Source organism: Yeosuana aromativorans (genome assembly GCF_014646655.1).
In the GTDB taxonomy this organism is placed as follows: domain Bacteria; phylum Bacteroidota; class Bacteroidia; order Flavobacteriales; family Flavobacteriaceae; genus Yeosuana; species Yeosuana aromativorans.
In genome coordinates this window covers 119,269-145,437 of sequence record NZ_BMNR01000005.1, presented here as the reverse complement: position 1 = coordinate 145,437, position 26,169 = coordinate 119,269, and the positions used below count along the sequence as shown (strand labels likewise).

The following is a 26,169-nucleotide window of genomic DNA, read 5'->3' as shown; positions in this document are numbered from 1 at the left end:
ACTTTTTAATGTCTAAATTTTACCTAACCACGACCCTATTGCTGACTATATTTTCCCTTTCAGCAAATTCTCAATCATTGAACGAAAGTACAAGTACTGATAAATCATTGATTTTAAATAAAGTAAACAAATCAATACCCAATACTTCAAATTATACCTCCAAAAAATCCGACAATCCTAATACTACTATTAAAGATGTTGTGGTTACAGGAACCGTTTTAGATAAGGAAACCAAGGAACCACTTGAATATGCAACTGTTAGTTTTTTTAATGAACGCACAAACAAAATAGAAACAGGCGGTATTACTGATGCAAACGGTAATTTTAGCATACCTATAAAAGCAGGTATCTATACAATCACTATTGAATATATTTCTTACAAAAAACAAACAATTCCCAATCGGGAAATCAGCTCAAACGAAAATATTGGAACGTTTTATTTAGATATTAACCTTGAAGCTTTAAAAGCCGTTGAAGTTATTGCAGAACGAACCACTGTTGAACTAAAACTGGACAAAAAAATATATAATGTTGGAAAAGATTTAACTGTAAGCGGTGGAACGGTTAGTGATGTGTTGGACAATGTTCCTTCGGTTTCTGTAGATGTTGAAGGTAATGTTGCTCTACGAGGTAATGACAACGTTAGGATTTTAATCAATGGAAAACCGTCTGGCTTGGTAGGTCTAAACTCAACAGATGCTTTGCGCCAGCTACCAGCAGAATCCATTGAACGTGTTGAGGTCATCACATCTCCGTCTGCACGTTATGATGCAGAAGGAACGGCAGGTATCTTAAATATTATCCTTAGAAGAAGTAAGCTCCAAGGACTTAACGGTGCTGTTACCACTAATGTTGGACATCCAAAGGCCGGAGGGATTTCAGGCAACATCAATTACAGAAATGGGGATTTCAATTTTTTTAATACAACAGGCTACAACTATAGCGAAGGCCCCGGAAAAGCTTTTAATGAAAGTTTTTATAATGATGGTTCTTACCTTAAGGAAAAACGTAATTTTGATAGAATTCGAAAAGGCCTAAACACCAATTTTGGAGTAGAATGGTATATCAATGATTCGGCATCCTTGACTACTGCCCTATTTTATAGAAATAGTGATAACGAAAACAATTCTACCAACAACATCTTGGAAATTGATAAAAATGGCATTGAACAAAATAGGTTACGTTTTGATCCAGAAACTGAAGATGACAAAACCGTTCAGTATTCCGTTAATTTTGATAAACAATTCAATGGTGACAGTCAGCATAAATTAACATTCGATTTTCAGGTAGAAAACAGTACAGAAGATGAAAACTCAGATATTGTACAGGATGGTGAAAATGTAGAACGTGTGCGTACGTTGGAAAAACAGGATCGTGTGCTATTGCAGTCAGATTATGTAAAACCTCTAGGCGAAAATGGTCAATTTGAAATGGGGTATCGCGGCAATTTTAACCAATTGGATACAGACTACACACTTCAAAATTTTGTAAACGGAGTATTTGTTCTGAATAATAATGTAAGTAACAATCTTATTTATAGGGAATACGTTAATGCAGCCTATACACAATATGGCAATAAAATAAATGGCAAATTTAACTATTTGTTTGGTTTGCGAATGGAAGATACTAGAATAACCATCAACCAGATTGCTACTAATGATTTGCAACGAAAAAATTACTTAGAGTGGTTTCCTACAGTCAATTTAGCTTATGAGTTTTCCAAAGAAGAAAGCATAACTTTAGGCTATAATAGACGTATTCAAAGACCACGTTCTAGATTTATCAATCCGTTTCCGTCACGCAGTAGTGCCACAAGCCTCTTTCAAGGAAATCCGGATATTGACCCTAGTTTTTCAAATACATTTGATTTAGGTTACCTCAAAAAAATAGGAAAAGCCAATTTAAGTTCATCTATTTATTATGCGCATGAAACCAATGCCTTTAACTTTATTAGTGAGCCAACAGGTGATTATTATATTTTTGAGACCAATCAAACCGTTAATGAAAACGATCCAAATTTTGATAATCTAAACCAGCAATATAACCTAGTGGCCATTCAGCGTCATACACCAATCAATATGGCAACAAATGACCGTTTTGGATTTGAATTTACTTTGAGCTACAGACCATCTAAAAAGTGGTTTATCAACTCCAACTTTAATTTGTTTCAAACAAAACTGCAAGGTACTTATAATGATGTGGTTTATGATAATAACAACCTAAGCTGGTTTGCAAGATTGAGCAATAAATACACATTACCTGGCAAAATAGATTGGCAAACGCAGTTGTTTTACAGAGGCCCAAGTGAAGATTCACAAAACAAGCGTGAAGGTATGATATTTACCAGTATGGCTTTTAGCAAGGACTTGTTTAAGGACAAAGCTTCCATTACATTTAATGTGAGGGATTTGTTCAATACGGCCAAACGTAAAATGACTACAACAACCGAAATCTACTATAGTAAATCAGAATTTCAATGGAGGCAACGCAGTTTTAACCTGTCATTTACCTATAGATTCAATCAGCAAAAGAATCGGGAACGTAACAAAGAAGGACAACGCGGAAATGGCGGTGATGATGATTTTGAAATGGAAGGATAAACTGTTACAAATCCAATAATTATAAACTAAAAAAGGGAGACTAAATCAGCCTCCCTTTTTCTTGATATATATTTTTAAAACTAATTAACAGTAGCTTCTCGTTTTGCTTTTTTCTCAGCCCTAATTTCTTTGTAGCGCTCAATGGATGCACCAAAAATCCAATAAGGAATAACGAAGGTTAATAAAAAAATCATCAACCAAAATCCAATGGTCAATATTGTTAAAAATGCTAAAAATCCTAAATATTGGTCAAATGTGAACATAATTGTAAGTGCCTTTTTTAAATATGAAGCAAATATAATGCAAAGCTTGTATTTATACAATACTAAACCCAAGATTTATCAACAAGGTTTTAGGTTTGGATTTTTCATTACAATAATATGTGAAATTTTTCACAAAATTGAAAGGTTAATCACTTAAAACATCTGTTTTTTAATACTTTTAAGGCTAAAAACAAATAGTTTATTTATGAGATTTTTAATTAAATATTCCGTATTCATTTTCGCTTTAGGCGGACTTACCAACATCTTACATGCACAAGAACAACCGGGCAACACAGAATCTACCTTTGATAAATATGAAGTGTTTAGTCCGTTATTTATGACTGGGCAGGCCAATGCTTATCATAGCGCAACCGGTAATCCTGGTCCAGAATACTGGCAAAATCAGGCCAATTATAATATTAAAGCAACCCTAGATACTATTAACCATACTGTTGAAGGACAAGTAACGATTACTTACATAAACAATAGTCCTTATAAGCTTCATTTTTTATGGTTGCAATTAGACCAAAACACATTTAGAAAAGATTCTCGTGGCTCGCAACTATATCCTGCTGGTGATAGAAATGGTGTACATACCTTTACAAATGGCTATGACCTTAAAAAGGTTGCCATTAAAATGGGTAAAAATACACAAGCTGCAAACTATTTGGTTTCAGATACCCGTATGCAAATTCGTCTTCCAGAAGCTTTGGAGCCTAAAGGACAGGATATGGAAATTACAATTGATTATTCCTTTAAAATACCAGAGCATGGCAAAGACAGGATGGGACGCGTAAAAACTGAAAATGGCTGGGTTTACACCTTGGCGCAATGGTATCCTAGAATGGAAGTTTTAGATGAAGTTGATGGCTGGAATACCTTACCATATTTAGGCACAGGTGAATTTTATTTGGAATATGGAAATTTTGATTATGAGATTACCGCGCCTGCCAATATGGTGGTAGTTGGTTCTGGTGAGCTACAAAACCCTAAAGATGTTTTAACAGATTATGAGCGCAACCAACTTGAAAAAGCCAAAAACAGTGACAAAACAATAACCGTTAGATCACTGGATGATGTGAAAGCTGATAAGCACTTGAAGGCTGACTCAAAAGGCATGCTTACTTGGCACTTTACAATAAACCAAAGCCGTGATGTTGCTTGGGCGGCTTCTAAAGCCTTTATTTGGGATGCAGCACGCATAAATCTTCCTGAAGGCAAAACAGCATTAGCCCAATCAGTTTATCCTGTTGAAAATTCAGGTCAAGACGGTTACGGAAGATCAACTGAATATGTTAAAAACTCTATTGAATTATATTCCAAGGAATGGTTTCCTTACACCTATCCTGTTGCAACCAATGTTGGTGCACATGAAGGCGGCATGGAATATCCTGGCATTGTATTTTGTGATTATCAAAGTAAAAAAGGAGAACTTTGGGGCGTCATTAACCATGAATTTGGCCACAACTGGTTTCCAATGATTGTCGGTTCAAATGAACGTAAATACGCATGGATGGATGAAGGTTTCAATACTTTTATAAACGATGTAGACACCAAAGAGTTTAATAACGGTGAATACGATCATGAAGAAGATTTACAAAGCATTGCAGGAAGACTTTTTAATGACCAATTAGATCCTGTATTTACTGTACCTGATGTCATACATAATCAACAAAATTTAGGCGTTGAGGCTTATTATAAGCCTGGTACTGCACTTAAAGTTTTAAGAAATACCGTTTTAGGTAAAGATCGTTTTGATTATGCTTTTAAAACTTATATAAAACGATGGGCTTTCAAACACCCTACTCCTTGGGACTTCTTTAACACCATGAACTCGGCAGCAGGGGAAGATTTAGGATGGTTCTGGAAAGGCTGGTTTATGAACAATTGGAAGTTAGACCAAGCTGTAGAAGACATAAAATATGTCGACAATGATCCCGCAAAAGGTGCTTTAATCACACTATCCAATAAAAAGAGAATGGTTATGCCCACTACTCTTAAGATTATTCAAGAAAACGGTAAAACGGAAACCGTGAATCTTCCGGTAGAGATTTGGATGACTGGCCAAGAATATGTCTATAACTATCCATCTACTTCAAACATTGTTTCGGTAGAAATAGACCCAAATCACGAAGTTCCTGATATTAATCCGCTTAATAATGTAATGGTTCCGCTTATGGATGCTCCAGAAGGTGTTACAGCCAAAACGGTGATCAATCATTATATTGAAGCAATTGGAGGACGTAAAAAGCTTGAGAATGTTAAAGATATTTCAGAAATTATGTCGGCCAACATAAGAGGAACAGCCATAACCATAACCACAAAGAAAAAAAGCCCCGATAAATATATGATGGCTCTTGATGTTCCATCTTTCAACCAAACCGTTTTAAAATATGTTATGAATGGTGATAATGTATCGGTAATGAGCAGAGGCCAAAATCAAGAATTAAGTGAGGAACAAAAAGAAGCCATTAAAAAAAGTACGACTATATTCCCTGAACTGCAATATGTAAGCAGTGATTATAAAATCAAACTTTTGGGAGTACAAAATATAAATGGTGAAAAATTAAATGTGGTTCAAATTAATACACCTGATGGCGAATATATTAAAGACTACTTTAATGTTGATTCTGGATTGAGGATCAAACAAGAAGTCTCTAAAGATGGAAACACTTCAGTAACATCTTATTCGAGCTATCAAGATGTGAATGGCATTTTGCTTCCTTTTAAACAGATGAGTGATATTTTTGGTCAAGAAATGGAATTAAATATGAAAGAAGCAAAAGTAAATGGTGGTATTGATGATAGTGAGTTTGAATAATAATTTATAATAAGTATCTTATTAAAAAAAGGGTGTTAAAATAACACCCTTTTTTTTAAACTATGTATATAGATATTGTGTTTCCTAATTCAAGTTTGGTTGGGGTGTCATTCTTAAATAAGGCTTAATTTCCTTGTGTCCTTTTGGAAACAGAGCTGGTATTTCTTCATTGGAAATAGATGGTGAAATAACAACATCTTCACCATTGTTCCAGTTTGCTGGTGTAGCCACCTTATGATAAGCAGTTAGTTGTAATGAGTCAATAACACGAAGCAGCTCATCAAAATTTCTTCCAGTGGAAGCTGGATAGGTAATGATAAGTTTTACTTTCTTGTCTGCACCAATCACAAAAACAGATCTTACTGTTAATTTATCATTGGCATTAGGATGTATCATATCATACAGCTCAGACACTTTTCGGTCCTCATCTGCAATAATTGGAAAATTTACGGTGGTATGTTGGGTTTCATTGATATCCTTGATCCAATCGTTATGGGAATCCAAACCGTCAACACTCAATGCCACTACTTTTACGTTTCGCTTATCAAACGCATCTTTATACTTTGCTACGGTACCTAATTCTGTAGTACAAACAGGTGTATAATCTGCAGGGTGCGAAAATAAAATCCCCCAACTATCGCCTAACCATTCATGAAAATTAATAGTTCCTTCTGTTGAATTTGCTGTAAAGTTTGGGGCTTCATCTCCTAATCTAATTGTTGCCATATTTTTATTTTTTTAAGTTGAATTAAATTCCTACTAAATTAATATGTTTAATAGGGATAATAAAATTTTAAATGTTATATATCTGTTAAAAAAACTAATAAATCTAATCATTATTTTACTAATAAAAGCTACAAAACAATTAACTTTGTAACTTAAATTAAATCTTTGTAAAGATGAATTTTAGAATAGAAAAAGATACTATGGGCGAGGTAAAAGTACCTGCCGATAAACTTTGGGGAGCACAAACAGAACGCTCCAGAAATAATTTTAAAATTGGCCCATCAGCTTCCATGCCTTTAGAAATTATTTACGGCTTTGCCTATCTTAAAAAGGCCGCTGCTTTTACAAATTGTGAATTGGGTGTTTTGCCTATTGAAAAGCGGGATTTAATCGCACAGGTATGTGACGAGATTTTAGCAGGAAAACACGATGACCAATTTCCATTGGTCATTTGGCAAACAGGTTCTGGAACACAAAGTAACATGAATGTTAATGAGGTTATCGCCAATAGGGCTCAACAACTGGCAGGAAAAACAGTTGGTGAAGGTGATAAGGTGATTCAACCAAATGATGATGTTAATAAATCGCAGTCATCCAACGATACGTTTCCAACAGGCATGCACATCGCAGTTTATAAAAAAGTAGTTGAAACAACCATTCCTGGTGTTAGACAATTGCGTGATACTTTAAAGAAAAAATCCGAAGCTTTTAAAAATGTAGTGAAAATTGGTAGAACCCACCTTATGGACGCTACTCCTTTAACCTTAGGCCAAGAACTTTCCGGTTATGTTGCGCAACTGGATCATGGTTTAAAAGCCTTAGAAAACACACTGCCACATTTAAGTGAATTGGCGCTTGGCGGTACAGCTGTAGGAACGGGTTTAAATACTCCAAAAGGATACAGCAAGCGTGTTGCAGAATATATTGCTAAATTTACTGAATTGCCGTTTATATCAGCTCCCAATAAATTTGAAGCCCTAGCAGCTCATGATGCCCTAGTGGAAACCCATGGTGCCTTAAAACAATTAGCCGTGTCTTTAAATAAAATTGCGAATGATATCAGAATGATGGCATCTGGTCCACGAAGTGGTATTGGAGAAATTACCATTCCAGCTAATGAGCCAGGAAGTTCCATTATGCCAGGAAAAGTCAATCCTACGCAATGTGAAGCCTTAACCATGGTTTGTGCGCAAGTTATTGGTAATGACGTTGCGGTTTCTGTTGGGGGTTTGCAAGGACATTACGAGCTTAATGTTTTTAAACCGGTTATGGCTGCAAACATTTTACAATCTGCTCAATTACTTGGAGACGCTTGTAAAAGTTTTGAAGAACATTGTGCTGTTGGTATTGAACCTAATCAAGAAGTAATAAACAAGTTATTAAATAACTCATTGATGCTGGTCACTGCCTTAAACACAAAAATTGGATACTATAAAGCTGCTGAGATAGCCAATACAGCCCATAAAAACGGAACTACCTTAAAAGAAGAAGCCATTAATTTAGGCTATGTTACTGCGGAAGAATATGATGAATGGGTAAAACCCGAAGATATGGTCGGTAGCTTAAAATAAGAAACCTTAAAACACAAAAAAACACTTCCGGTTTGGAAGTGTTTTTTTTGGGGAATAATCAACATGAATGATTATTTATTACACTAACTAAAAACAATCTTTATTTTTTTATAAATATATTGGTGTAGTACCAGTCTCCTTCTGCATTTTGTTCAGCTGACACATCAAAATTTGTAAAATCTCCTTCTATATTTTCTCTGTGAGAATCACTTTTTAACCAAGCATTTACAACCGATTCCGCTTGTGTATATCCATAGGCCACATTTTCTGACACGAATTTGGCTCCAGCATTGGCTTTTAAATAATTACTTCGTTCAAAAAAATTATCATGGTTAACCTCATTGTTTACAACCATATATTCGGTATGTGAATAGGCCTGTGATTTAATTATATCCATATGCCCTAAGGGGTTTAATCCCAAACTCAGTCGGTGGTTATTGATTAATTCCAGAATTTGTGTTTCAATAGGTTTTGCTTTGGGAACAACCAATTTTTGGTTGTAGGCATTTGCATTATCATCTAAGCTGTCAGTTGAACAGGAGAAGGTAAAAATGGCCAACATTGCCAATAAAGGCAATCTAGTTAATAATTTCATGGCTAAGTAATTTAGATTTGGTACAATAAATTTATACCTCTAAACTCATAGCGAATGTTAAAGAAATGTTAAAATCGATAAAAAACATGTAGATAATCTGGTTTTTATGTTTTTTATCGATGAAATACAATTTTAAAATTGATTTTTAAGCATTTAATCGATTTATTAAGGAGATAATCGATTTATTTTCCAACTATAATCGTCTTGAAGTTGAAACCTAATTCTATCGTGCAAACGGTTAGGCCTTCCTTGCCAAAATTCCATTTCAACAGGTTTTACTATATAACCGCCCCAATAGTCAGGTCTTGGAATTTCCTTTCCCTCAAATTCATCTTCCAAGCGCAATAGTTCTGACTCAAGAACATCTCTGCTCTCAACAACATGACTTTGATTTGAAACCAAAGCACCTAATTGGCTGCCTCTTGGCCGTGATTCAAAATAACCATCGCTTAAATTCTCAGCTATTTTCTCGGCTTTTCCTTTAATAATGATTTGACGTTCAGCACTGTTCCAAAAAAAGGATAAACAAACATTTGGGTTTTTGGCAATAGCCTTTCCTTTTTCACTGTTGTAATTAGTAAAAAATATAAAGCCTTCATAGGTATAACGTTTCAGCAGCACTACTCTACCCTTTGGGTAACCATCCAAGCCAAAAGTGGATAGTGTCATGGCATTGGTTTCCTCAACATCAAAATTTGCATCAACTTCATGAAACCATTTTTGGAATAATTCCATTGGGTTATCACTAATATTACTCTCAAGAAGCTCTTGTTTCTCGTATGATTTTCTATAGTTGCTTAAATCTTTTTCCATTAGTACAAAATAACAAAAATATAATTTTTAATCCTGATTATCCTTGGCAAAGTTTATCTTTGTCAATGCCCAAAAACTTATGAATGAGATTTGAAGATTCTAAATATTATAATAGTCAAGAAACACATAAAATTGAAATGCCTTATGGTAATTTTTATTTCTGTGACAATTTTTTTATTGCAGAATTACATGAAGGCGAACACTTTGATTGGGAGAAAGTTGATTATATGATGTCAAAAATCATTGAGTTTTATGGACCTAACAGTAAACTGGGCTATATTTCAAACAGAATACATTCGTATTCATCTGATCCTTACTCATGGAATAAAGTCGATAAAAAATATGGGGTAATTGTTGCCAGTGCTATCGTTTATTATAATGATTTTACCTATAAGAGTGCTTCACTTGAAAAGTTATTTTCCAAAAAAAGTATAAAAAGATGCTTTAATTTAGATGAGGCAATCCTTTGGATGAAGAGCTTAAAAGAATTTAATTGAAATTAAAAACCTTACCGTCTTTAGCTAATCTAACCTGTTTGAAAATAGTTTTAGCTTCAGTTTTAAAATCATTCAAATTGTCATACCGTGTAGAATAGTGGCCTAGAATAAGTGTGCCTGCATTGGCTTGCTTGGCAATACTGGCCGCTTGTTTTGCCGTACTGTGCTTGGTTGGGTCTGCTAATTTTTCATGCTTTTCCAAAAATGTGGATTCATGGTATAACACATCAACATCTTTTATAATGGGGACAATATCTTCTTTATAGGCTGTATCACTGCAAAATGCATAGCTTTTGGGTTTTTCAGGAGCTGAGGTAACTAAACTGTTCTTTATTAGCTCACCGTTTTCATTTTCAACATCAAAGCCTTGTTTTAACTTTCTATAATAGGCTATGTTAATGTTATTTGCTTTAACCGCGTTAATATTTAATTTACGTTCGCCTTCTTTTTCCTTGAACAAAAATCCATTGGTATAAACACGATGCTTTAAGGGAATGGTATGGACTTCAACATCATCGTCTTCAAAAATTAATTCTGATGTATCTGATTCAAGTTCATGAAAAATAAGCTTGTAATTAGTCCATGAATCGGCCAGTTTCATTTGCAGTGTAATGACTTCCTTGATACCTTTTGGTCCATAAATATTCAAGTCGGTTTCTCGTGTTAACAATCTGAATGTTGAAATCAATCCGGCCAAACCAAAAAAATGGTCTCCATGTAAATGGGAAATGAAAATGTGTTTGATTCTATTAAACTTGATTTTATGCTTTCTTAGCTGAACCTGGGTCCCTTCACCACAATCAATTAAAAACATATGGTTTTTAATTTCCAAAACTTGTGAGGTCGGGTTTGTTAAAACTCTTGGTGTAGCACTGTAACAGCCTAAAATTGTAAGTTTCATATTAAAATCCTAAGTCCCTTTCCATCTCTTCCATTTCAATGATATCATACGCTTCTTGCATGGTAGGAACCACAATGATTTCATCTGGGGTTTCATCAATATCAATACCATCCGAGACAATGACAAATGACTGTTTTGAACCTCGGTGCGTATTTGATAATTCAAGAAACTCAATGATATCCTGCAAACTTAGTTTCTTTAAACTGGTCAGGTTTACAATGATATTATTGTTTTTTAGTTTTGAGTAAATGTCTTGTATTTTTTTAACCAATTCTACTATGGTTGCTTTCTCTTGCGTAATAATGGAAATATTTCCGTCTTGATCTAAAATCATAGTTTATTGTTTAATTTTTGATGCCAACAAATAAATGACCGCCATTCTTATGGCCACACCATTTTGAACTTGTTCCAAAATGATGGATTGCTTAGAATCCGCTACATCGCTGGTGATTTCCACACCCCTATTTATGGGGCCTGGGTGCATAATGGTAATCTCTTTATCCAAGGAGTCCAATAACTCTTTATTAACCCCAAATTGTTGCGTGTACTCTCTAGTTGATGGGAAATAACTGATATCCATGCGCTCATTTTGCACCCGAAGCATATTGGCAACATCGCACCAATTTAAAGCGGTTCTTAAATTGGTCTCTACTTTTACACCCAATTTATCAATGTATTTAGGTATTAACGTTTTAGGACCACAAACCATAACCTGAGCGCCTTGAAGTTGCAGGGCAAAAATATTTGACAAAGCAACACGACTGTGCAAAATGTCACCCACAATAACTATTTTTTTCCCTTTTACTTCTCCGTATTTCTCCCGTATGGAATACGAATCCAATAAGGCTTGTGTAGGGTGTTCATGGGCGCCATCACCGGCATTGACAATACTGGCCTTGACGTGTTTTGACAAGAATACACCAGCGCCCGGATTTGGGTGCCGCATCACCACCATATCCACTTTCATGGATAAGATATTATTTACGGTGTCAATCAAAGTCTCGCCTTTTTTAACGGAAGATTGAGCAGATGAAAAGTTAATGACATCTGCAGACAGACGCTTTTCAGCCAACTCAAAAGATAATCTGGTTCTAGTTGAGTTTTCAAAAAACAGATTGGCTATGGTAATGTCTCTAAGCGAAGGAACTTTTTTAATAGGCCTGTTGATCACTTCCTTAAAATGATCGGCGGTTTCAAAAATAAGTTGAATATCCTGTTTGTTAAGATATTTGATTCCTAATAAGTGATTAACACTTAATTCGCTCATGGGTCATTATTTATTTATTAAGTAAACTGAGTCTTCCCCGTCATTTTCTTTCCAGTTGACTTTTACTTTTTCATGGTTTATTACATCTACTTGTCGGCCCCTATAATCAGGTTGTATGGGCAAATGCCTGCTAAAACGCCTGTCTATAAGCGTTAATAATTCAATTTCATTAGGTCGTCCAAAGGATTGTATAGCGGTTAATGCTGCTCTTATGCTTCGTCCAGTATACAATACATCATCTATAAACACAACGGTTTTGTCTTCTACTATAAAATTAATGTTGGTTGTATTGGCTTCTAACGGTTTATCGCCTCTACGGAAATCGTCCCTAAAAAACGTGATATCCAAAAGCCCTAATTGAATGTTCTTAATTTTATAATCTTCTTTAAGAATTTTGGCAATTCTATTGGCCAGAAACACCCCTCTGGGCTGTAAGCCAATTAATACCGTATTAGAAAAGTCATTATGTTTTTCAATAAGTTGACAAGCCAATCGATGAAGAATGATGTTTACCTCTTTTGCGTTAAGTAAAACTTTTTGACTCATATACTATCCAAACGTATTTGGAATACAAAGGTAATGCAAAATTTTAAAAATTATGGTTTTTAAAAAAGTTAAATAAAAAAGCCTTCAATTTCTTGAAGGCTTTCGTTTTATAAATGGTTTCCTGTATTTACAGGTTGATTAAAAACTACTTTTTTGTTTTTGATTTAGTGGTTTTTCCATCCATTTTATCCTTAAGCGCTTGCAACTGATCATTAGCATCACCAAGGGTTGGTTTTGCCTCTGCAGCAGTAGCAGCAGCTTTTTTAACAGCAGCTTTTACATTAGCAGCTTCTTCAGCTTTAAATATAGCGGTGTGAGATGCTACAACTCTTTTGAACTCTTTATTGAATTCAATGATTTTAAATTCAGCTTCTTCACCTTTTTTAAGCTTTTTGCCATCTTCTTTTTCTAAATGACGTGTTGGTACAAACGCTACGATATCTTCATTAAATTCTACAGTAGCACCTTTGTCAACGATTTCAGAAATCTCTGCTTTATGAACGGTGTCTAAAGCAAATTCTGTTTCGTATTTATCCCAAGGGTTTTCTGTAGTTTGTTTGTGACCTAAACTTAATTTACGTCCTTCAACATCCAACTCCAATACAACAACATCTAACTTATCGCCTACTGCACAGAACTCACTTGGGTGCTTGATTTTCTTGGTCCAAGATAAATCTGAGATGTAAATCAATCCGTCAATACCTTCTTCCAATTCAACAAATACACCAAAGTTTGTAAAGTTACGTACAATACCAACGTGTTTAGAACCTACAGGATATTTACCTGTAATGTCAGTCCAAGGATCAGCAGTTAATTGTTTGATACCAAGTGACATTTTGCGCTCTTCTCTATCCAATGTTAAGATAACAGCTTCAACTTCATCTCCAACAGATACAAAATCTTGAGCTGAACGTAAATGAGTTGACCATGACATTTCTGATACGTGGATTAACCCTTCAACACCATCAGCTACTTCAATAAATGCACCGTAATCGGCTATAACAACAACTTTACCTTTTACTTTGTCACCTACTTGAACAGTGTCAGCAAGTGCTTCCCAAGGATGTTTGCTTAATTGTTTTAATCCTAATTGGATTCTAGATTTATCTTCATCAAAATCAAGGATTACCACATTTAGTTTTTGGTCTAACTCAACAATCTCATTTGGATGATTGATTCGAGACCAAGAAAGGTCTGTAATATGGATTAATCCGTCAACACCACCAAGATCAATAAATACACCGTAAGATGTGATGTTTTTAACAACACCTTCCAATACTTGACCTTTTTCTAGTTGACCAATGATTTCTTTTTTCTGTTCTTCAATATCAGCCTCAATAAGCGCTTTATGGGAAACCACTACGTTTTTGAATTCATGGTTGATTTTAACCACTTTGAATTCCATGGTTTTATTCACGTATTGATCGTAATCCCTGATTGGTTTTACGTCAATTTGAGAACCTGGTAAGAATGCTTCAATACCAAATACATCTACAATCATACCTCCTTTGGTTCTGCATTTTACAAAACCATTAACGATTTCACCTGTTTCGTGAGCTTTGTTTACGCGATCCCATGCTTTGATTACACGGGCTTTTCTGTGAGATAATACTAATTGTCCTGTAGCGTCTTCACGTACATCAATCAATACTTCTACTTTATCGCCTACTTTTAAGTTTGGGTTGTAACGGAATTCGTTTAAGGAAATAACACCTTCAGATTTTGCATTGATGTCAATAATGGCATCACGATCTGTAATGTGGATTACGGTTCCTTCAACAACTTCATCATCTAACGTGTCAACGAAGTTTTCTGCTACTAGTTTTTCAAATTCCTTAAGTTGTTTGTCATCAACCTCATCAATACCTTCTTGGTAATTGTGCCAGTTAAAGTCTTTTAAGAATTTTTCAGGATTTGCTTGAGCCTCAGATACTACTGGAGCCTCAGTTTTTGGAGTGTCTTCAGTTGGAACTTCAACTGCTTCAACTTCAGCTTGTTTTGCTTTTTCAGCCATGTGCTGATTAAATTTTGTATTCTGTTATGCTTCGGAAGATTGATGCGAATAACACACAGAAGTGTTATTTAATTTTTCAGTTTCATTCCTTTTATCATTCCGACGATTCGCTAAAAGGAGTGCAAAGTTACATATTTTCAGATAAATAGCCTAATTTGATAATAATAAAATCACAGTGTCATTATTTATTGTTTTGTGACTTAAAAAAGCATGAGATTTAATATCTTAGTAGTATTAAAAACAAATATTATGACAGCAAAAGAAAAGTATCAACCAGTACTGGATTTAGGAGAATCCCTACATGTTAAAGATGGTAACGTTACCGAAGAAAACGGGGTCTTAAAAGTCAAAGGCACAACAAAAACGCAATATGAAAAAAACCTGTTGTGGGATAAAATCAAGGAAATTGGTGGACAAAATCCAACTGATATTCAAGCAAACATTATTGTTGAAGACACAAGTGTGTATCATAGGCATACTGTAAAAAGTGGTGAAACCCTAGGTAAAATAGCTAAACATTATTACGGAAATGCTTCCAAGTACAATGATATTTTTAAAGCCAATTCAAATATTTTGAAAAACCCTGATTTAATTTATCCAGGTCAGGAACTCGTAATACCTAATTTATAATCAATCCCAAAACAAAAATTAAAAGGCAATCTTCTTGATTGCTTTTTTATTAATTGTCCAACACCTTATTTACTAACCCCAAAACAGTCTGCAACTGCTCTTCCATTGTCATCTTGGAGTTGTCAATTTCTATGGCGTCATCTGCTTTATACAAAGGGGAATCCGCTCTGGTAGAATCCAAATAATCACGCTCTTGGACGTTTTTTAAAACCGCTTCAAAACTCACATTGTCACCTTTGGCCTTTAACTCATTATAACGTCTTGTTGCCCTGGTTTCAGCAGAAGCCGTCATGAATATCTTTAATTCCGCATTGGGAAAAACCACAGTGCCAATATCGCGTCCATCCATAACAATGCCTTTCTCTTCACCCATTGCATGCTGTTGTTTCACAAGTTGCTTTCTTACTTCTGGAATGGCAGAGACTTTACTGACCAGGTTTGAAACTTCCATACTCCTAATTTCCCTTTCAACATTCACATTGTTTAAATACACCTCCGCAAAGCCCAAATCCGAATTAAATACAAACCTGATTTTAATATCATCAAGTTTAGAAATAAGCTCATCAGCATCAAAATGTTTAGCGTCAATAATTCCTTTGGTCATTGCAAAATACGTTACAGCCCTGTACATGGCACCAGAGTCAATATACACATAGCCCAAATGCTTTGCTAATTGCTTGGCTACCGTACTTTTTCCTGTGGAAGAATATCCGTCTATTGCAATTATAATTTTATTCATAATTTAAGTTGAAGCATCCGAAGTATTTAAAGTTTTGAAGTGCACTAAAGTACTAAAGTGTGATAAAATTAAAAACTTAAGGCACTTATAACTTCTAAATATTTTAGGCACTTTTAATTATTGTAAATCTATTTGCAAACCAAAAAAGTTTGAATTGGCCGCACTTGTATATTTGGCATGCGTGTAACTAAACCGCATTTTATTAAATTTTATTGAAAAACCCGCTGAAAGTCCTGAAAAATTGCGTTGGTCAACAATACGCAGTTCCTCTGCCCGTCTGAAATTATACCCTAAACGAATATTAAATCCGCCTTCTGGAAATAATTCCGCACCTAAGATAGTATGCCTGATTACTTTTCCCAAAAAACCGACTTTTTCAGGTGTTTGATTACCAGATAAATCGGTGGTAACCCGTGCGGGATTGGAAACAGCTATAGGCCATTCTTGTAAGTTTTCAAGTGTTATGTGCCACCGTATCGGGACGTTCTCTAAACGTTGAGACATCCCAAAATCCACTTCAAACGGTAATGGTTCATGTTGTCCGGCATAGGTTGTAATTTGGGTTCCAAAGTTTCTCACTACTAAAGCAGCATTGAAATCCAGATAGTCATCCTTGTAAAGCAATCCTAAGTCCGTAGCTACTCCAAACGAGTTATATTGTTCTAATTTTGATGTTATCAATTTAACGTTAGCACCAAAATAAAAATCGCTATATCCTATTTGTAACGCATACCCAAACGATAAAGCTGCCTCATTTCCGGTAAAAGAGCCTGTGGAATTACCGTTTTCATCATAACCATCAAAAGTTCCGTAATTGATATATGTTACCCCAGCGTGAAAAGTTTGTGTACGCCTATCAACTGTGTAAGCATATGAAGCCGTACCGTAGCTTATTCCACCCAAATAGCTGGTATAGTTTAAGGCTAGTTGATTATCCATATCTACATTTATTGTAGCTGGGTTATAAAGGCCTTGGGCCACATCATAATCTACATTGGTCAGGACCTTTCCGCCAAGTGCTGCTTGACGGGGTGATGATACCAAATTCAAAAACTGATAGGTTGATTCACCTCCAACTTGCGCCGTGGCCAGAACACTAATGAGCAGACAAAAAAGAGTAATGGTTTGTTTCAGCATATTTACGGTACAAAGTAAGTAAATCTATCTTAGAACGAAAGTGGGCATGAAATATTTTAATCAAAAAAAACCTCGAACTTAATCGAGGTTAAATCATTATAGTTTCTTAGCGTTCTGCACCTTTTGATTGGTCAGGGCTATTTTAATGACATCACTCATATCGGTCACATAGTGAAATGTTAACCCTTTTAAGTAATCAGGTTTGATTTCCTCAATATCCCTTTTATTGTCCTCACAAAGCAAAATCTCTTTAATTCTGGCACGTTTGGCCGCTAAAATTTTTTCCTTAATTCCACCAACAGGAAGCACTTTACCACGTAAGGTAATTTCGCCTGTCATGGCTAAACTTTTCTTGACTTTTCGTTGTGTGAATAAGGATACCAACGATGTTAACATGGTCACCCCTGCACTTGGTCCGTCCTTTGGTGTGGCGCCTTCGGGCACATGGATATGCACATTATATTTATCAAAAACTTCTGGATTGATTCCAAATTCATCAGCATTTGATTTGATGTATTCCATGGCTATAGTGGCAGATTCCTTCATTACCGTTCCTAAATTTCCTGTAATGGTTAGATTGCCTTTCCCTTTTGAAAGAATGGATTCTATAAACAAAATATCGCCACCTACACGGGTCCAGGCCAATCCGGTTACCACACCGGCCACATTATTGTTTTCGTATTTATCACGCTCCATTTTTGGCGCACCCAATACTTCTATGATATCGTCATTTGATACTTTAACATTATAATCCTCTTCCATGGCAATGTTCTTGGCCGCATAGCGCACCATTTTAGCCAACTGCTTTTCCAAGCTTCGTACACCAGATTCTCGGGTATAGCCTTCTACAATTTTTTCTAATTGGGGTTTGGCTATTTTTAAATCCTTATCCGTCAAACCATGTTCTTTTAATTGCTTAGGCAACAAATGGCGTTTGGCAATCTCTACTTTTTCTTCAATGGTGTAACCCGTTACGTTAATGATTTCCATCCTATCCAACAAAGCTGGCTGAATGGTTGACAAACTATTGCATGTTGCAATAAACATGACTTTGGACAGGTCGTACCCCATTTCCAAAAAGTTATCGTAGAAATCATTGTTTTGCTCTGGGTCAAGCACTTCCAACATGGCTGAAGATGGATCGCCTTGGTGCGAATTTGATAACTTATCAATTTCGTCCAACACAAAAACAGGATTGGAGGTACCAGCTTTCTTCAAACTTTGGATGATACGTCCCGGCATGGCGCCAATGTAGGTTTTTCTATGACCTCGTATTTCAGCTTCATCACGCAAACCACCTAATGACATCCGCACATATTCTCTGCCAAGTGCTTCTGCGATGGATTTTCCAAGCGATGTTTTACCAACACCTGGAGGGCCATACAAACATAGGATTGGCGACTTCATATCATTGCGCAATTTTAACACGGCCAAGTGCTCAATAATTCTGCGCTTAACATCTTCCAATCCAAAATGGTCTCTGTCTAGAATCTTGCGGGCACGTTTTAAATCAAATTTATCTTTACTGAACTTATCCCAAGGTAAATCCAAAAAAAGGTCCAGATAATTACGTTGTATGGAATATTCAGCCACTTGCGGATTCATCCGTTGTATTTTGGCAAGCTCCTTATCAAAATGATCGCCTACTTTTTTACTCCAGTGTTTTTTCTTGGCCCGTTGCTTCATCTCCTCTATTTCCTCATCATAACTCACACCGCCCAATTCTTCTTGAATGGTTTTCATTTGCTGATGCAGGAAATACTCACGCTGTTGTTGGCTCATATCCATTTGAACCTTGGACTGAATGTCATTCTTAAGCTCCAGTTTTTGAAATTCAATATTCATGAACTTAAGTGTAGCCAACGCACGTTTCTTTAAGTCATTGATTTCCAGTAAACTTTGTTTTTCGTTTACAGAAAGGTTCATATTAGAAGACACAAAATTCACCAAAAACGAATTGCTCTCTATGTTTTTAATGGCAAAAGACGCTTCGCTGGGAATATTGGGACTATCCTTGATGATTTGTAAAGCCAGATCCTTAATGGAATCTATAATAGCCACAAATTCCTTGTTGTTTTCTGCAGGCCGTGCTTCAGGAATTTCCCGTATGGTGGCATTCATATAAGGTTCCTCAGTGATCACCTCAGCCACCTTAAAACGTTTTTTGCCTTGAATAATAACCGTCACATTACCATCGGGCATTTTTAAAACCCGCAAAATTCTGGCAACGGTTCCCGTGCCATGAATGTCTTTGGCTGTTGGGTCTTCAATAGACTCATCTTTTTGCGATACCACACCAATCACTTTATTGCCTTTGTTGGCATCATTAATCAATTTGATTGATTTATCACGTCCAGCCGTTATGGGAATCACTACGCCTGGAAACAACACAGTGTTTCGCAATGGTAATATGGGTAAGGTTTCGGGCAGGTTTTCTTTGTTTATTTCTTCTTCATCTTCAGGGGTCATCAAGGGTATTAATTCTGAATTTTCATCAAACTCTTGAAATGACAAACTGTCAAGACTTATAAAATCGGATTTCTTCATATATATTTTCAAGTCAATATGTCATTAAATGACTATTGGTTCTTTTTTATAATTGTTATCTAAAAAATTAAATTTTTGTAAATCAATACTTTAAACAATAAATAGACGATTTACTATAACTATAATTTCAATTGCCATGCCATAATGAAGTGCCACTAAATTTTTCCTGTTTTTTTCAATACAAATAATAACACGATGGGTATGGCCAGTAAAGCAATCATCATTAAATTTTCTTCAAATAGCCAGGACGCCAAAATCAAGGTAATGACATAACCGCCAACAGCGCCTCCAAAATGAGCATCGTGACCAATGTTGCCAATCCTGTTTTTCATACCATAAATAGAATAGAGTAAATACCCTATTCCGAAGATATAAGCAGGAATTGGTATAGGAATAAAAAAGATATACAAACTCATACCAGGCTGTAATAAAATGGCCGAATAAATAATGCCCATAACGGCGCCACTCGCACCAACCGCACTGTAATGGTATTCGTCCTTATGAAAGTAAAGCGACAGCAAACTACCCAATAACAAACTGCCCACGTAAATAATCAAAAAACTTACAACGCCTAAATAACCGATAACCACATTGGCAAAAAAGTACAAGGAAAACATGTTAAAGAACAAATGGGCCGTATCGGCATGTAAAAAACCACAGCTAAATAACCTGAACTGTTCGCCACGTCTTACAGCTCCAACGTGGAACTTATATTTTTCAAAAAACCCAAAATCACTGAAACCTTTGTACGAAATAATGACGTTGGCCGCTATGATAATTATGGTAACTATATCTAATTTGCCCATAAGGTGTAAACGTTTAAATAATTTATAACATATATTTCCTGTGAATAAACTATTTGATAACTAGGTCACAGGTAACCTACCAATAAAATTTCTCATGCGGTTTGTGTATATTTGCCTGACAAATTTTATATCGGTTTGTTGGTGCAAATTTAAAATTAATTCATGCAATTTCTTGTTTATATACTTGTTTATCCATTTCTATGGGTAATTTCCATACTTCCCTTTAGGTTACTGTACGTATTTTCAGATTGTGTTTATGTACTGGTTTACTACATTATTGGCTACAGAAAAAAGGTTGTGGATGCCAATTTAAAACTTGTGTTTCCTGATAAAACCGATGGTGAAATCAACCATATTACAAAAAAATTCTATCACCATTTATGTGATATGTTCTTGGAAATGATAAAAACCATGACCATTTCCAGTAGCGAATTAAAAAAACGATTTAAAATTAACAATCCTGACGAGTTCAAACGCTTGGAAGCCCTTAACAAAAGTATCATCCTTATGTTTGGGCATTATGCCAGTTGGGAATGGTCCATTGTTATTGAAAACTATATTAATTTTAAAGGATTGGCCGTTTATAAAAAATTGGCGAATCCGTATTTTGATAAATTGGTTAGAAATATTCGCTCAAAATTCAATACCACGCTTATCAGCACAAAGGAAACCATTGCTTACATAAATGATTTGGAGCATAACAATGTAAAAAGCATTACCGGGTTTTTAAGTGATCAGTCTCCAAAAGTTACTAGTGAAGTGTATTGGCAAGATTTTATGGGCATTAAAGTACCATGTTTTACGGGAGCTGAACGAATAGCCAAAAAATTGGATTTCACTACGGCTTTTTTAAAAGTGAGCAAAGTAAAACGCGGCTATTATGAAGCTGAGATTTTAACCTTGGCTGAAAATTCATTAGGCTACCAAGATTACCAATTAACGGATATGTTTTTGCGCGAGGTTGAAAAACAAATTCATGAAGCCCCAGAATATTATTTTTGGACCCATAAGCGGTGGAAACACGCTAAATAAATAGTCATTGCGAAAGTAACGAAGCAATCTGTTTCTTAGTTTTTCACATGAGATTACTTTGTCGCTAAGCGCTCCTGGTAATCGTTATATTTTTGCTATCTCGCCAATTTCATTAATAAAATCATCTGCCAATGCATCTGCTTCGGCTTGCGATTTGGCTTCCGTATAAATCCTGATAATAGGTTCTGTGTTGCTTTTGCGTAAATGTACCCAGCTTTCAGGAAAATCAATTTTCACACCATCAATCGTGGTTAATTGTTCGTTTTGGTAACGCTTCTCTATTTCCTTTAAAATACCATCCACATCCAGTCCTGGGGTCAATTCGATTTTCTTTTTGCTCATAAAGTAATTGGGATAGGTTTTTCTCAATTCACTCACCGTCATGTTTTTATCGGCCAACAAACTTAAAAATAATGCCACGCCAACCAAGGCGTCCCTTCCATAATGCGATTCTGGATAAATAATACCACCATTGCCCTCGCCACCTATGACTACCTTATTTTTCTTCATCAACTTTACCACATTCACTTCCCCAACGGCACTAGCTTCATACATACCACCATGTTTTACAGTGATATCACGCAAGGCCCGTGTAGAGCTCATATTGCTCACTGTATCGCCTGGCGTTCTGCTCAATACATAGTCGGCACAGGCTACCAAGGTATATTCTTCACCAAACATCTCACCATTTTCATCCATAAAAGCCAGCCTATCCACATCAGGGTCAACCACAATACCAAAATCAGCTTTGTGCTTTTTAACGGCTTCAGACAAATCGGTTAAGTGCTCTTTCAATGGTTCTGGATTGTGTGGAAAGTGTCCATTTGGCTCACAGTACAACTTGATAACATCAACACCCAAGCGTTCCAAAAGCAACGGGATAGCAATACCTCCCGTTGAGTTTACACCGTCCACAACCACTTTAAATCGTCTTTCTTCAATGGGTTTTACAGTAACCAAGGGTAAATCCAACACTTCAATAATATGTAGATCAATGTAGGCTTTGTTTTTTGTTATTTTCCCCAAGCTATCCACATCGGCAAAGGTCATTGCATCACTTTCGGCAATTTCCAGAATTTTGGCGCCTTCATCGCCATCCAAAAACTCCCCTTTAGTGTTCAATAATTTCAAGGCGTTCCATTGTTTGGGGTTATGGCTAGCCGTTAAGATAATCCCACCATCTGCATGTTCCATAGGAACGGCCAATTCCACCGTTGGTGTTGTCGATAATCCTAAATCAACTACATGAATACCCATGCCCACCAACGTATTCATAACCAATTTCTGAATCATCTCACCAGAGATTCGGGCATCTCGCCCAACCACAACTTTATAATGCTCTTTATTGCGCTGTTGTTTAATCCATGTGCCATATGCTGCGGCAAATTTAACGGCATCAATAGGTGTTAAATTATCGCCTACTGTTCCACCAATGGTACCCCTGATTCCTGAAATTGATTTTATGAGTGTCATATGTCTTTTTTTAAATTCGAAAACAAATATACAATTACAAAATTGTAATTCTTAAATCGTAATTCGTAAATTTCACAAATGAATTACTTAGCTCATATATATCTTTCTGGCGACAATGACCTGGTAACCATTGGTAATTTTATTGCTGATGGCATTAAAGGAAAGAATTACAAAAAGTACCCAACGGATATACAAATAGGTATTTTGCTGCACAGAAACATTGATACATTTACCGATGCTCATGAAACCGTTAGAATGAGCACCAAACGATTACATGAAAAATACGGACATTATTCAGGAATAATTGTGGATATGCTTTATGATCATTTTTTGGCGAAAAACTGGAGCAAGTATTGTGACGATTCTTTAGAAACTTATGTGGAATCTTTTTATGATTCCTTGGAAGACCATTACGATGTGCTGCCGCTTCGTATTCAAAAAATGATGCCTTATATGATAGCTGATAATTGGTTAGTGAGCTACGCTTCTATTGAAGGCATTACCAAAGCGTTGGAAGGCATGAATAGGCGAACAAAAAACCGTTCGAGCATGAATGAAGCAGTTAATGAATTGGAAACGTTTTATACAGCTTTTGAAAACGAATTCACGCTCTTTTTTGGAGAGCTCATTACATTTTCCAAACAAAAACTAAAAGAAATTGAACTTAAAACCAACTCAAAATGAAACGAATTATTTTTACTTTTTTATTTATTTCATTGTGCTTTTCTTGTAATAAAAAGAATGAAACACCAAATACGTCAACTAGTAACAGAGGGCTCCTCTCCCATCATGCCATGGTGGTTTCTGCTCGTGTGGAAGCCTCACAAATAGGAGCTGATATTTTAAAAAAAGGCGGTAATGCGTTTGATGCCATGGCTGCAACCGGTCTAGCCCTGGCTGTTGCGTATCCGTTTGCTGGTAACCTGGGCGGCGGCGGTTTTATGGTTTATAGACAATCAAACGGCGATATTGGCAGTCTCGATTTTAGGGAAAAAGCACCTTTATCGGCTTCAAAGAACATGTACCTAGACGAGCAAGGCAATGTCATACCTGATAAAAGCACACTAGGTTCATTGGCCATTGGTGTTCCTGGAAGTGTTGCCGGTATGTTTGAAGTCCACAAAAAATTTGGAAAGCTGCCCATGAAAGATATTTTGGAACCTGTAATTGCTCTTGCTAAAAAAGGTGTGGTTGTCACCAAAAACCAAGCTGAAAGGTTTAATTATTACCAATCCAAATTCCGTTTGGTCAATAAAGACTCTCTCTTGTTCTACAAAGTTTGGAAAGAACAGGATACCATAAAATACCCTGCTTTGGCAAAAACCTTGGAACGTATCTTAAAAAATGGCGAAGATGAGTTTTACAAAGGCGAAACCGGCAAAATACTGGTTAAATTTATTCAAGACAATGGAGGCCTAATTACAGAAGAGGATTTGGCTAAGTATAAAGCCAAATGGCGAACTCCCATTACATTTAATTATGATGATTTAAAAATTATTTCCATGCCACCACCATCCAGTGGCGGAATCTGTTTGGCACAAATCATGAAAATGATAGAACCCTATGATCTGCACGAATATGGACATAATTCATTGAAGAGCATTCAAGTGATTACAGAAGCCGAACGTCGTGCTTATGCTGACAGAAGTTACTATTTGGGTGATCCGGATTTTGTGTCCATTCCAGGAAAAGCTTTGATTAGTGATGCGTATTTAAAAGGCCGAATGGCTGATTTTTCATTTGACAAAGCTACCTTATCAAGTGATGTAACGCATGGCAATGTTGAAGTTGTTGAAAGTAATGAAACAACTCACTATTCAATTATTGATCAATTTGGTAATGCTGTTTCTGTTACCACTACTCTTAATGGTGCCTACGGTTCCAAATTATATTGCTCAGAACTCGGGTTTTTCCTAAATAACGAAATGGATGATTTTAGCAGCAAACCGGGCGTACCCAATATGTTTGGGCTTATTGGTGCTGAAGCCAACAGTATTCAGCCAGAAAAACGCATGTTGAGTTCCATGACTCCAACAATCATTGAAAAAAACGGGAGTTTATTTATGTCTGTTGGAACACCAGGAGGCTCCACTATCATAACCTCGGTTTTGCAAACCATCCTTAATGTTCATGAATACAATATGACCATGCAAGAGGCTGTTGACGCCCCTCGGTTTCATCATCAATGGCTTCCGGATGAGATTGAAATGGAACCGCATTCGTTTGATGAAAACTTAATCCATCAGTTGCAAGACAAGGGATATAACATCAATGAAAAAAATTCTCCAGTAATTGGCAAGGTAGATGGAATCATGGTTTTATCCGATAAAACGCTTGAGGGTGGTGCAGATCATCGAGGGGATGATACGGCTGTCGGTTTTTAATTCAATTCCATAATTGAATCAATTCTATTTAATATTTTAGCGCTGGTTTATAGAATGTTATGATTAAAATATCTATACCCTAAACTTATGAAAGTAAAAAAAACATTTAAAATAATTACTGGGTTTATTGTGTTTTTAACACTGCCTAGTATTTTGTTTTTTGTGTTTATGTTTTTCAAATACAATGATGACCTTCCTACCGGTGAACAAGGCCAACAAGCAGATGCATTAGCCTACAACATGTTGGACGCCTTAAATTATGATGCCTATAAGAACACCAATTATTTGGAGTGGACATTTAAAAGGAAACACCACTATAAATGGAAGAAAAATGAAAGCCTATGTTCAGTGTATTGGGAAGACTATAAAGTGGATTTAAACTTAAACGACAAAGCTTTAAGCAAAGCCTATGTCCACGGATTCAATATTGAAAGTGATATGGGCAAAGATCTGATTAAAAAAGCTATTTCATATTTCAATAACGATTCTTTTTGGTTGGTTGCACCTTATAAAGTGTTTGACTATGGTACAGAACGACGCTATGTAACTCAATATAATGGCGACCCTGCATTATTGGTGACTTACACCAAAGGAGGCTCAACACCTGGCGATTCGTATCTTTGGTTATTTGATGAAAGCGGCAAACCCAAAAGTTTTAAAATGTGGGTATCAATCTTACCACTAAAGGGTTTGGAATCTTCATGGAGTAATTGGACAACAACCGAAAGTGGTGCCATGCTTCCTACATTTCATAATATTTTCTTCTTGGGAATTGAAATCACCAACATTAAAGGAACATATTAAATA

Annotated in this window: 23 protein-coding genes; 9 read left to right on the top strand and 14 right to left on the bottom strand. The window is 35.9% G+C overall.

Annotated elements, in window-relative coordinates; all coding sequences use genetic code 11:
* Positions 1-8: 8 nt before the first annotated feature.
* Complete coding sequence (locus IEW94_RS11965) at positions 9-2,600, top strand: TonB-dependent receptor (RefSeq protein WP_188653338.1); 2,592 nt, start codon at positions 9-11, stop codon at positions 2,598-2,600.
* Between the two features lie 80 nt (positions 2,601-2,680).
* Here IEW94_RS11965 and IEW94_RS11960 read toward each other — a convergent pair whose 3' ends face one another.
* Entirely contained in the window at positions 2,681-2,863 is a 183-nt protein-coding gene (locus tag IEW94_RS11960; protein WP_188653336.1) for a hypothetical protein, read from the bottom strand.
* 205 nt (positions 2,864-3,068) lie between these two features.
* On the opposite strand from IEW94_RS11960, the gene IEW94_RS11955 reads away from it, so the two are divergent.
* A complete protein-coding gene (locus IEW94_RS11955) occupies positions 3,069-5,684 on the top strand; it encodes a M1 family metallopeptidase (RefSeq protein ID WP_188653334.1) in 2,616 nt (871 codons plus the stop codon).
* A gap of 84 nt (positions 5,685-5,768) precedes the next feature.
* Here the strand turns inward: IEW94_RS11955 and IEW94_RS11950 are convergent, their stop codons facing one another.
* Positions 5,769-6,410, bottom strand: a complete 642-nt coding sequence (locus tag IEW94_RS11950; RefSeq protein WP_188653332.1) for a peroxiredoxin — start codon at positions 6,408-6,410, stop codon at positions 5,769-5,771.
* A 173-nt stretch (positions 6,411-6,583) separates the two neighbouring features.
* Here IEW94_RS11950 and fumC point away from each other — a divergent pair, with 173 nt between their 5' ends.
* Entirely contained in the window at positions 6,584-7,981 is a 1,398-nt protein-coding gene (fumC, locus tag IEW94_RS11945; RefSeq protein ID WP_188653330.1) for a class II fumarate hydratase, read from the top strand.
* A gap of 100 nt (positions 7,982-8,081) precedes the next feature.
* Here the strand turns inward: fumC and IEW94_RS11940 are convergent, their stop codons facing one another.
* Positions 8,082-8,576, bottom strand: coding sequence for a CAP domain-containing protein (locus IEW94_RS11940; RefSeq protein ID WP_188653328.1), 495 nt, complete (start codon positions 8,574-8,576; stop codon positions 8,082-8,084).
* A 165-nt stretch (positions 8,577-8,741) separates the two neighbouring features.
* Entirely contained in the window at positions 8,742-9,389 is a 648-nt protein-coding gene (gene pdxH / locus IEW94_RS11935) for a pyridoxamine 5'-phosphate oxidase (RefSeq protein ID WP_188653326.1), read from the bottom strand.
* Between the two features lie 83 nt (positions 9,390-9,472).
* Between pdxH and IEW94_RS11930 the strand changes: the two genes are divergently transcribed.
* The gene (locus IEW94_RS11930; protein ID WP_188653324.1) at positions 9,473-9,886 is read left to right on the top strand and encodes a hypothetical protein; all 414 of its coding nucleotides are present in this window, start codon (positions 9,473-9,475) and stop codon (positions 9,884-9,886) included.
* Here IEW94_RS11930 and IEW94_RS11925 read toward each other — a convergent pair.
* From IEW94_RS11925 to rpsA, 5 genes are all read right to left on the bottom strand, one after another.
* Positions 9,879-10,787: a ribonuclease Z gene (locus tag IEW94_RS11925; protein WP_188653322.1), complete on the bottom strand. Its 909-nt coding sequence runs from the start codon at positions 10,785-10,787 to the stop codon at positions 9,879-9,881. The genes IEW94_RS11930 and IEW94_RS11925 overlap by 8 nt on opposite strands.
* A gap of 1 nt (position 10,788) precedes the next feature.
* On the bottom strand, positions 10,789-11,121 hold the full coding sequence (locus IEW94_RS11920; protein WP_188653320.1) for a ribonuclease Z: 333 nt from the start codon (positions 11,119-11,121) through the stop codon (positions 10,789-10,791).
* Between the two features lie 3 nt (positions 11,122-11,124).
* Positions 11,125-12,054 (bottom strand): aspartate carbamoyltransferase catalytic subunit, encoded by a 930-nt coding sequence (locus IEW94_RS11915; RefSeq protein ID WP_188653318.1) that lies wholly within the window; start codon positions 12,052-12,054, stop codon positions 11,125-11,127.
* Between the two features lie 6 nt (positions 12,055-12,060).
* Positions 12,061-12,600 carry a bifunctional pyr operon transcriptional regulator/uracil phosphoribosyltransferase PyrR gene (gene pyrR, locus IEW94_RS11910; protein ID WP_188653316.1) on the bottom strand — a complete coding sequence of 180 codons (540 nt, stop codon included), beginning with the start codon at positions 12,598-12,600 and terminating at the stop codon, positions 12,061-12,063.
* A gap of 145 nt (positions 12,601-12,745) precedes the next feature.
* Entirely contained in the window at positions 12,746-14,614 is a 1,869-nt protein-coding gene (gene rpsA, locus IEW94_RS11905) for a 30S ribosomal protein S1 (RefSeq protein WP_188653314.1), read from the bottom strand.
* A gap of 249 nt (positions 14,615-14,863) precedes the next feature.
* On the opposite strand from rpsA, the gene IEW94_RS11900 reads away from it, so the two are divergent.
* Positions 14,864-15,244, top strand: a complete 381-nt coding sequence (locus IEW94_RS11900; protein ID WP_188653312.1) for a LysM peptidoglycan-binding domain-containing protein — start codon at positions 14,864-14,866, stop codon at positions 15,242-15,244.
* 49 nt (positions 15,245-15,293) lie between these two features.
* Here the strand turns inward: IEW94_RS11900 and cmk are convergent, their stop codons facing one another.
* The 4 genes from cmk to IEW94_RS11880 all read right to left on the bottom strand — a co-directional run bounded on the left by cmk (position 15,294) and on the right by IEW94_RS11880 (position 20,473).
* Positions 15,294-15,983: a (d)CMP kinase gene (gene cmk, locus IEW94_RS11895; RefSeq protein WP_188653310.1), complete on the bottom strand. Its 690-nt coding sequence runs from the start codon at positions 15,981-15,983 to the stop codon at positions 15,294-15,296.
* A gap of 117 nt (positions 15,984-16,100) precedes the next feature.
* A complete protein-coding gene (gene porQ / locus IEW94_RS11890) occupies positions 16,101-17,120 on the bottom strand; it encodes a type IX secretion system protein PorQ (protein ID WP_188653298.1) in 1,020 nt (339 codons plus the stop codon).
* A gap of 96 nt (positions 17,121-17,216) precedes the next feature.
* Positions 17,217-19,667: an endopeptidase La gene (lon, locus tag IEW94_RS11885; protein WP_188653296.1), complete on the bottom strand. Its 2,451-nt coding sequence runs from the start codon at positions 19,665-19,667 to the stop codon at positions 17,217-17,219.
* A gap of 155 nt (positions 19,668-19,822) precedes the next feature.
* Complete coding sequence (locus IEW94_RS11880) at positions 19,823-20,473, bottom strand: rhomboid family intramembrane serine protease (protein WP_188653294.1); 651 nt, start codon at positions 20,471-20,473, stop codon at positions 19,823-19,825.
* Between the two features lie 162 nt (positions 20,474-20,635).
* On the opposite strand from IEW94_RS11880, the gene IEW94_RS11875 reads away from it, so the two are divergent.
* Entirely contained in the window at positions 20,636-21,505 is an 870-nt protein-coding gene (locus IEW94_RS11875; protein WP_188653292.1) for a lysophospholipid acyltransferase family protein, read from the top strand.
* 84 nt (positions 21,506-21,589) lie between these two features.
* On the opposite strand, the gene glmM is transcribed toward IEW94_RS11875, so the two are convergent.
* Entirely contained in the window at positions 21,590-22,978 is a 1,389-nt protein-coding gene (gene glmM, locus IEW94_RS11870; RefSeq protein WP_188653290.1) for a phosphoglucosamine mutase, read from the bottom strand.
* A gap of 78 nt (positions 22,979-23,056) precedes the next feature.
* Here glmM and IEW94_RS11865 point away from each other — a divergent pair, with 78 nt between their 5' ends.
* The 3 genes from IEW94_RS11865 (at position 23,057) to IEW94_RS11855 (ending at position 26,166) form a co-directional block, all read left to right on the top strand.
* Positions 23,057-23,662 carry an acyl carrier protein phosphodiesterase gene (locus IEW94_RS11865; RefSeq protein WP_188653288.1) on the top strand — a complete coding sequence of 202 codons (606 nt, stop codon included), beginning with the start codon at positions 23,057-23,059 and terminating at the stop codon, positions 23,660-23,662.
* Positions 23,659-25,362 carry a gamma-glutamyltransferase gene (gene ggt / locus IEW94_RS11860; RefSeq protein ID WP_188653286.1) on the top strand — a complete coding sequence of 568 codons (1,704 nt, stop codon included), beginning with the start codon at positions 23,659-23,661 and terminating at the stop codon, positions 25,360-25,362. The genes IEW94_RS11865 and ggt overlap by 4 nt, the downstream gene beginning before the upstream one ends.
* A gap of 87 nt (positions 25,363-25,449) precedes the next feature.
* Positions 25,450-26,166: a hypothetical protein gene (locus tag IEW94_RS11855; protein WP_188653284.1), complete on the top strand. Its 717-nt coding sequence runs from the start codon at positions 25,450-25,452 to the stop codon at positions 26,164-26,166.
* Positions 26,167-26,169: the final 3 nt, after the last annotated feature.

Coding starts and splice junctions, on each gene's coding strand:
- IEW94_RS11965 (WP_188653338.1), top strand. CDS start 9: ATGTCTAAATTTTACCTAACCACGACCCTATTGCTGACTATATTTTCC.
- IEW94_RS11960 (WP_188653336.1), bottom strand. CDS start 2,863: ATGTTCACATTTGACCAATATTTAGGATTTTTAGCATTTTTAACAATA.
- IEW94_RS11955 (WP_188653334.1), top strand. CDS start 3,069: ATGAGATTTTTAATTAAATATTCCGTATTCATTTTCGCTTTAGGCGGA.
- IEW94_RS11950 (WP_188653332.1), bottom strand. CDS start 6,410: ATGGCAACAATTAGATTAGGAGATGAAGCCCCAAACTTTACAGCAAAT.
- fumC (WP_188653330.1), top strand. CDS start 6,584: ATGAATTTTAGAATAGAAAAAGATACTATGGGCGAGGTAAAAGTACCT.
- IEW94_RS11940 (WP_188653328.1), bottom strand. CDS start 8,576: ATGAAATTATTAACTAGATTGCCTTTATTGGCAATGTTGGCCATTTTT.
- pdxH (WP_188653326.1), bottom strand. CDS start 9,389: ATGGAAAAAGATTTAAGCAACTATAGAAAATCATACGAGAAACAAGAG.
- IEW94_RS11930 (WP_188653324.1), top strand. CDS start 9,473: ATGAGATTTGAAGATTCTAAATATTATAATAGTCAAGAAACACATAAA.
- IEW94_RS11925 (WP_188653322.1), bottom strand. CDS start 10,787: ATGAAACTTACAATTTTAGGCTGTTACAGTGCTACACCAAGAGTTTTA.
- IEW94_RS11920 (WP_188653320.1), bottom strand. CDS start 11,121: ATGATTTTAGATCAAGACGGAAATATTTCCATTATTACGCAAGAGAAA.
- IEW94_RS11915 (WP_188653318.1), bottom strand. CDS start 12,054: ATGAGCGAATTAAGTGTTAATCACTTATTAGGAATCAAATATCTTAAC.
- pyrR (WP_188653316.1), bottom strand. CDS start 12,600: ATGAGTCAAAAAGTTTTACTTAACGCAAAAGAGGTAAACATCATTCTT.
- rpsA (WP_188653314.1), bottom strand. CDS start 14,614: ATGGCTGAAAAAGCAAAACAAGCTGAAGTTGAAGCAGTTGAAGTTCCA.
- IEW94_RS11900 (WP_188653312.1), top strand. CDS start 14,864: ATGACAGCAAAAGAAAAGTATCAACCAGTACTGGATTTAGGAGAATCC.
- cmk (WP_188653310.1), bottom strand. CDS start 15,983: ATGAATAAAATTATAATTGCAATAGACGGATATTCTTCCACAGGAAAA.
- porQ (WP_188653298.1), bottom strand. CDS start 17,120: ATGCTGAAACAAACCATTACTCTTTTTTGTCTGCTCATTAGTGTTCTG.
- lon (WP_188653296.1), bottom strand. CDS start 19,667: ATGAAGAAATCCGATTTTATAAGTCTTGACAGTTTGTCATTTCAAGAG.
- IEW94_RS11880 (WP_188653294.1), bottom strand. CDS start 20,473: ATGGGCAAATTAGATATAGTTACCATAATTATCATAGCGGCCAACGTC.
- IEW94_RS11875 (WP_188653292.1), top strand. CDS start 20,636: ATGCAATTTCTTGTTTATATACTTGTTTATCCATTTCTATGGGTAATT.
- glmM (WP_188653290.1), bottom strand. CDS start 22,978: ATGACACTCATAAAATCAATTTCAGGAATCAGGGGTACCATTGGTGGA.
- IEW94_RS11865 (WP_188653288.1), top strand. CDS start 23,057: ATGAATTACTTAGCTCATATATATCTTTCTGGCGACAATGACCTGGTA.
- ggt (WP_188653286.1), top strand. CDS start 23,659: ATGAAACGAATTATTTTTACTTTTTTATTTATTTCATTGTGCTTTTCT.
- IEW94_RS11855 (WP_188653284.1), top strand. CDS start 25,450: ATGAAAGTAAAAAAAACATTTAAAATAATTACTGGGTTTATTGTGTTT.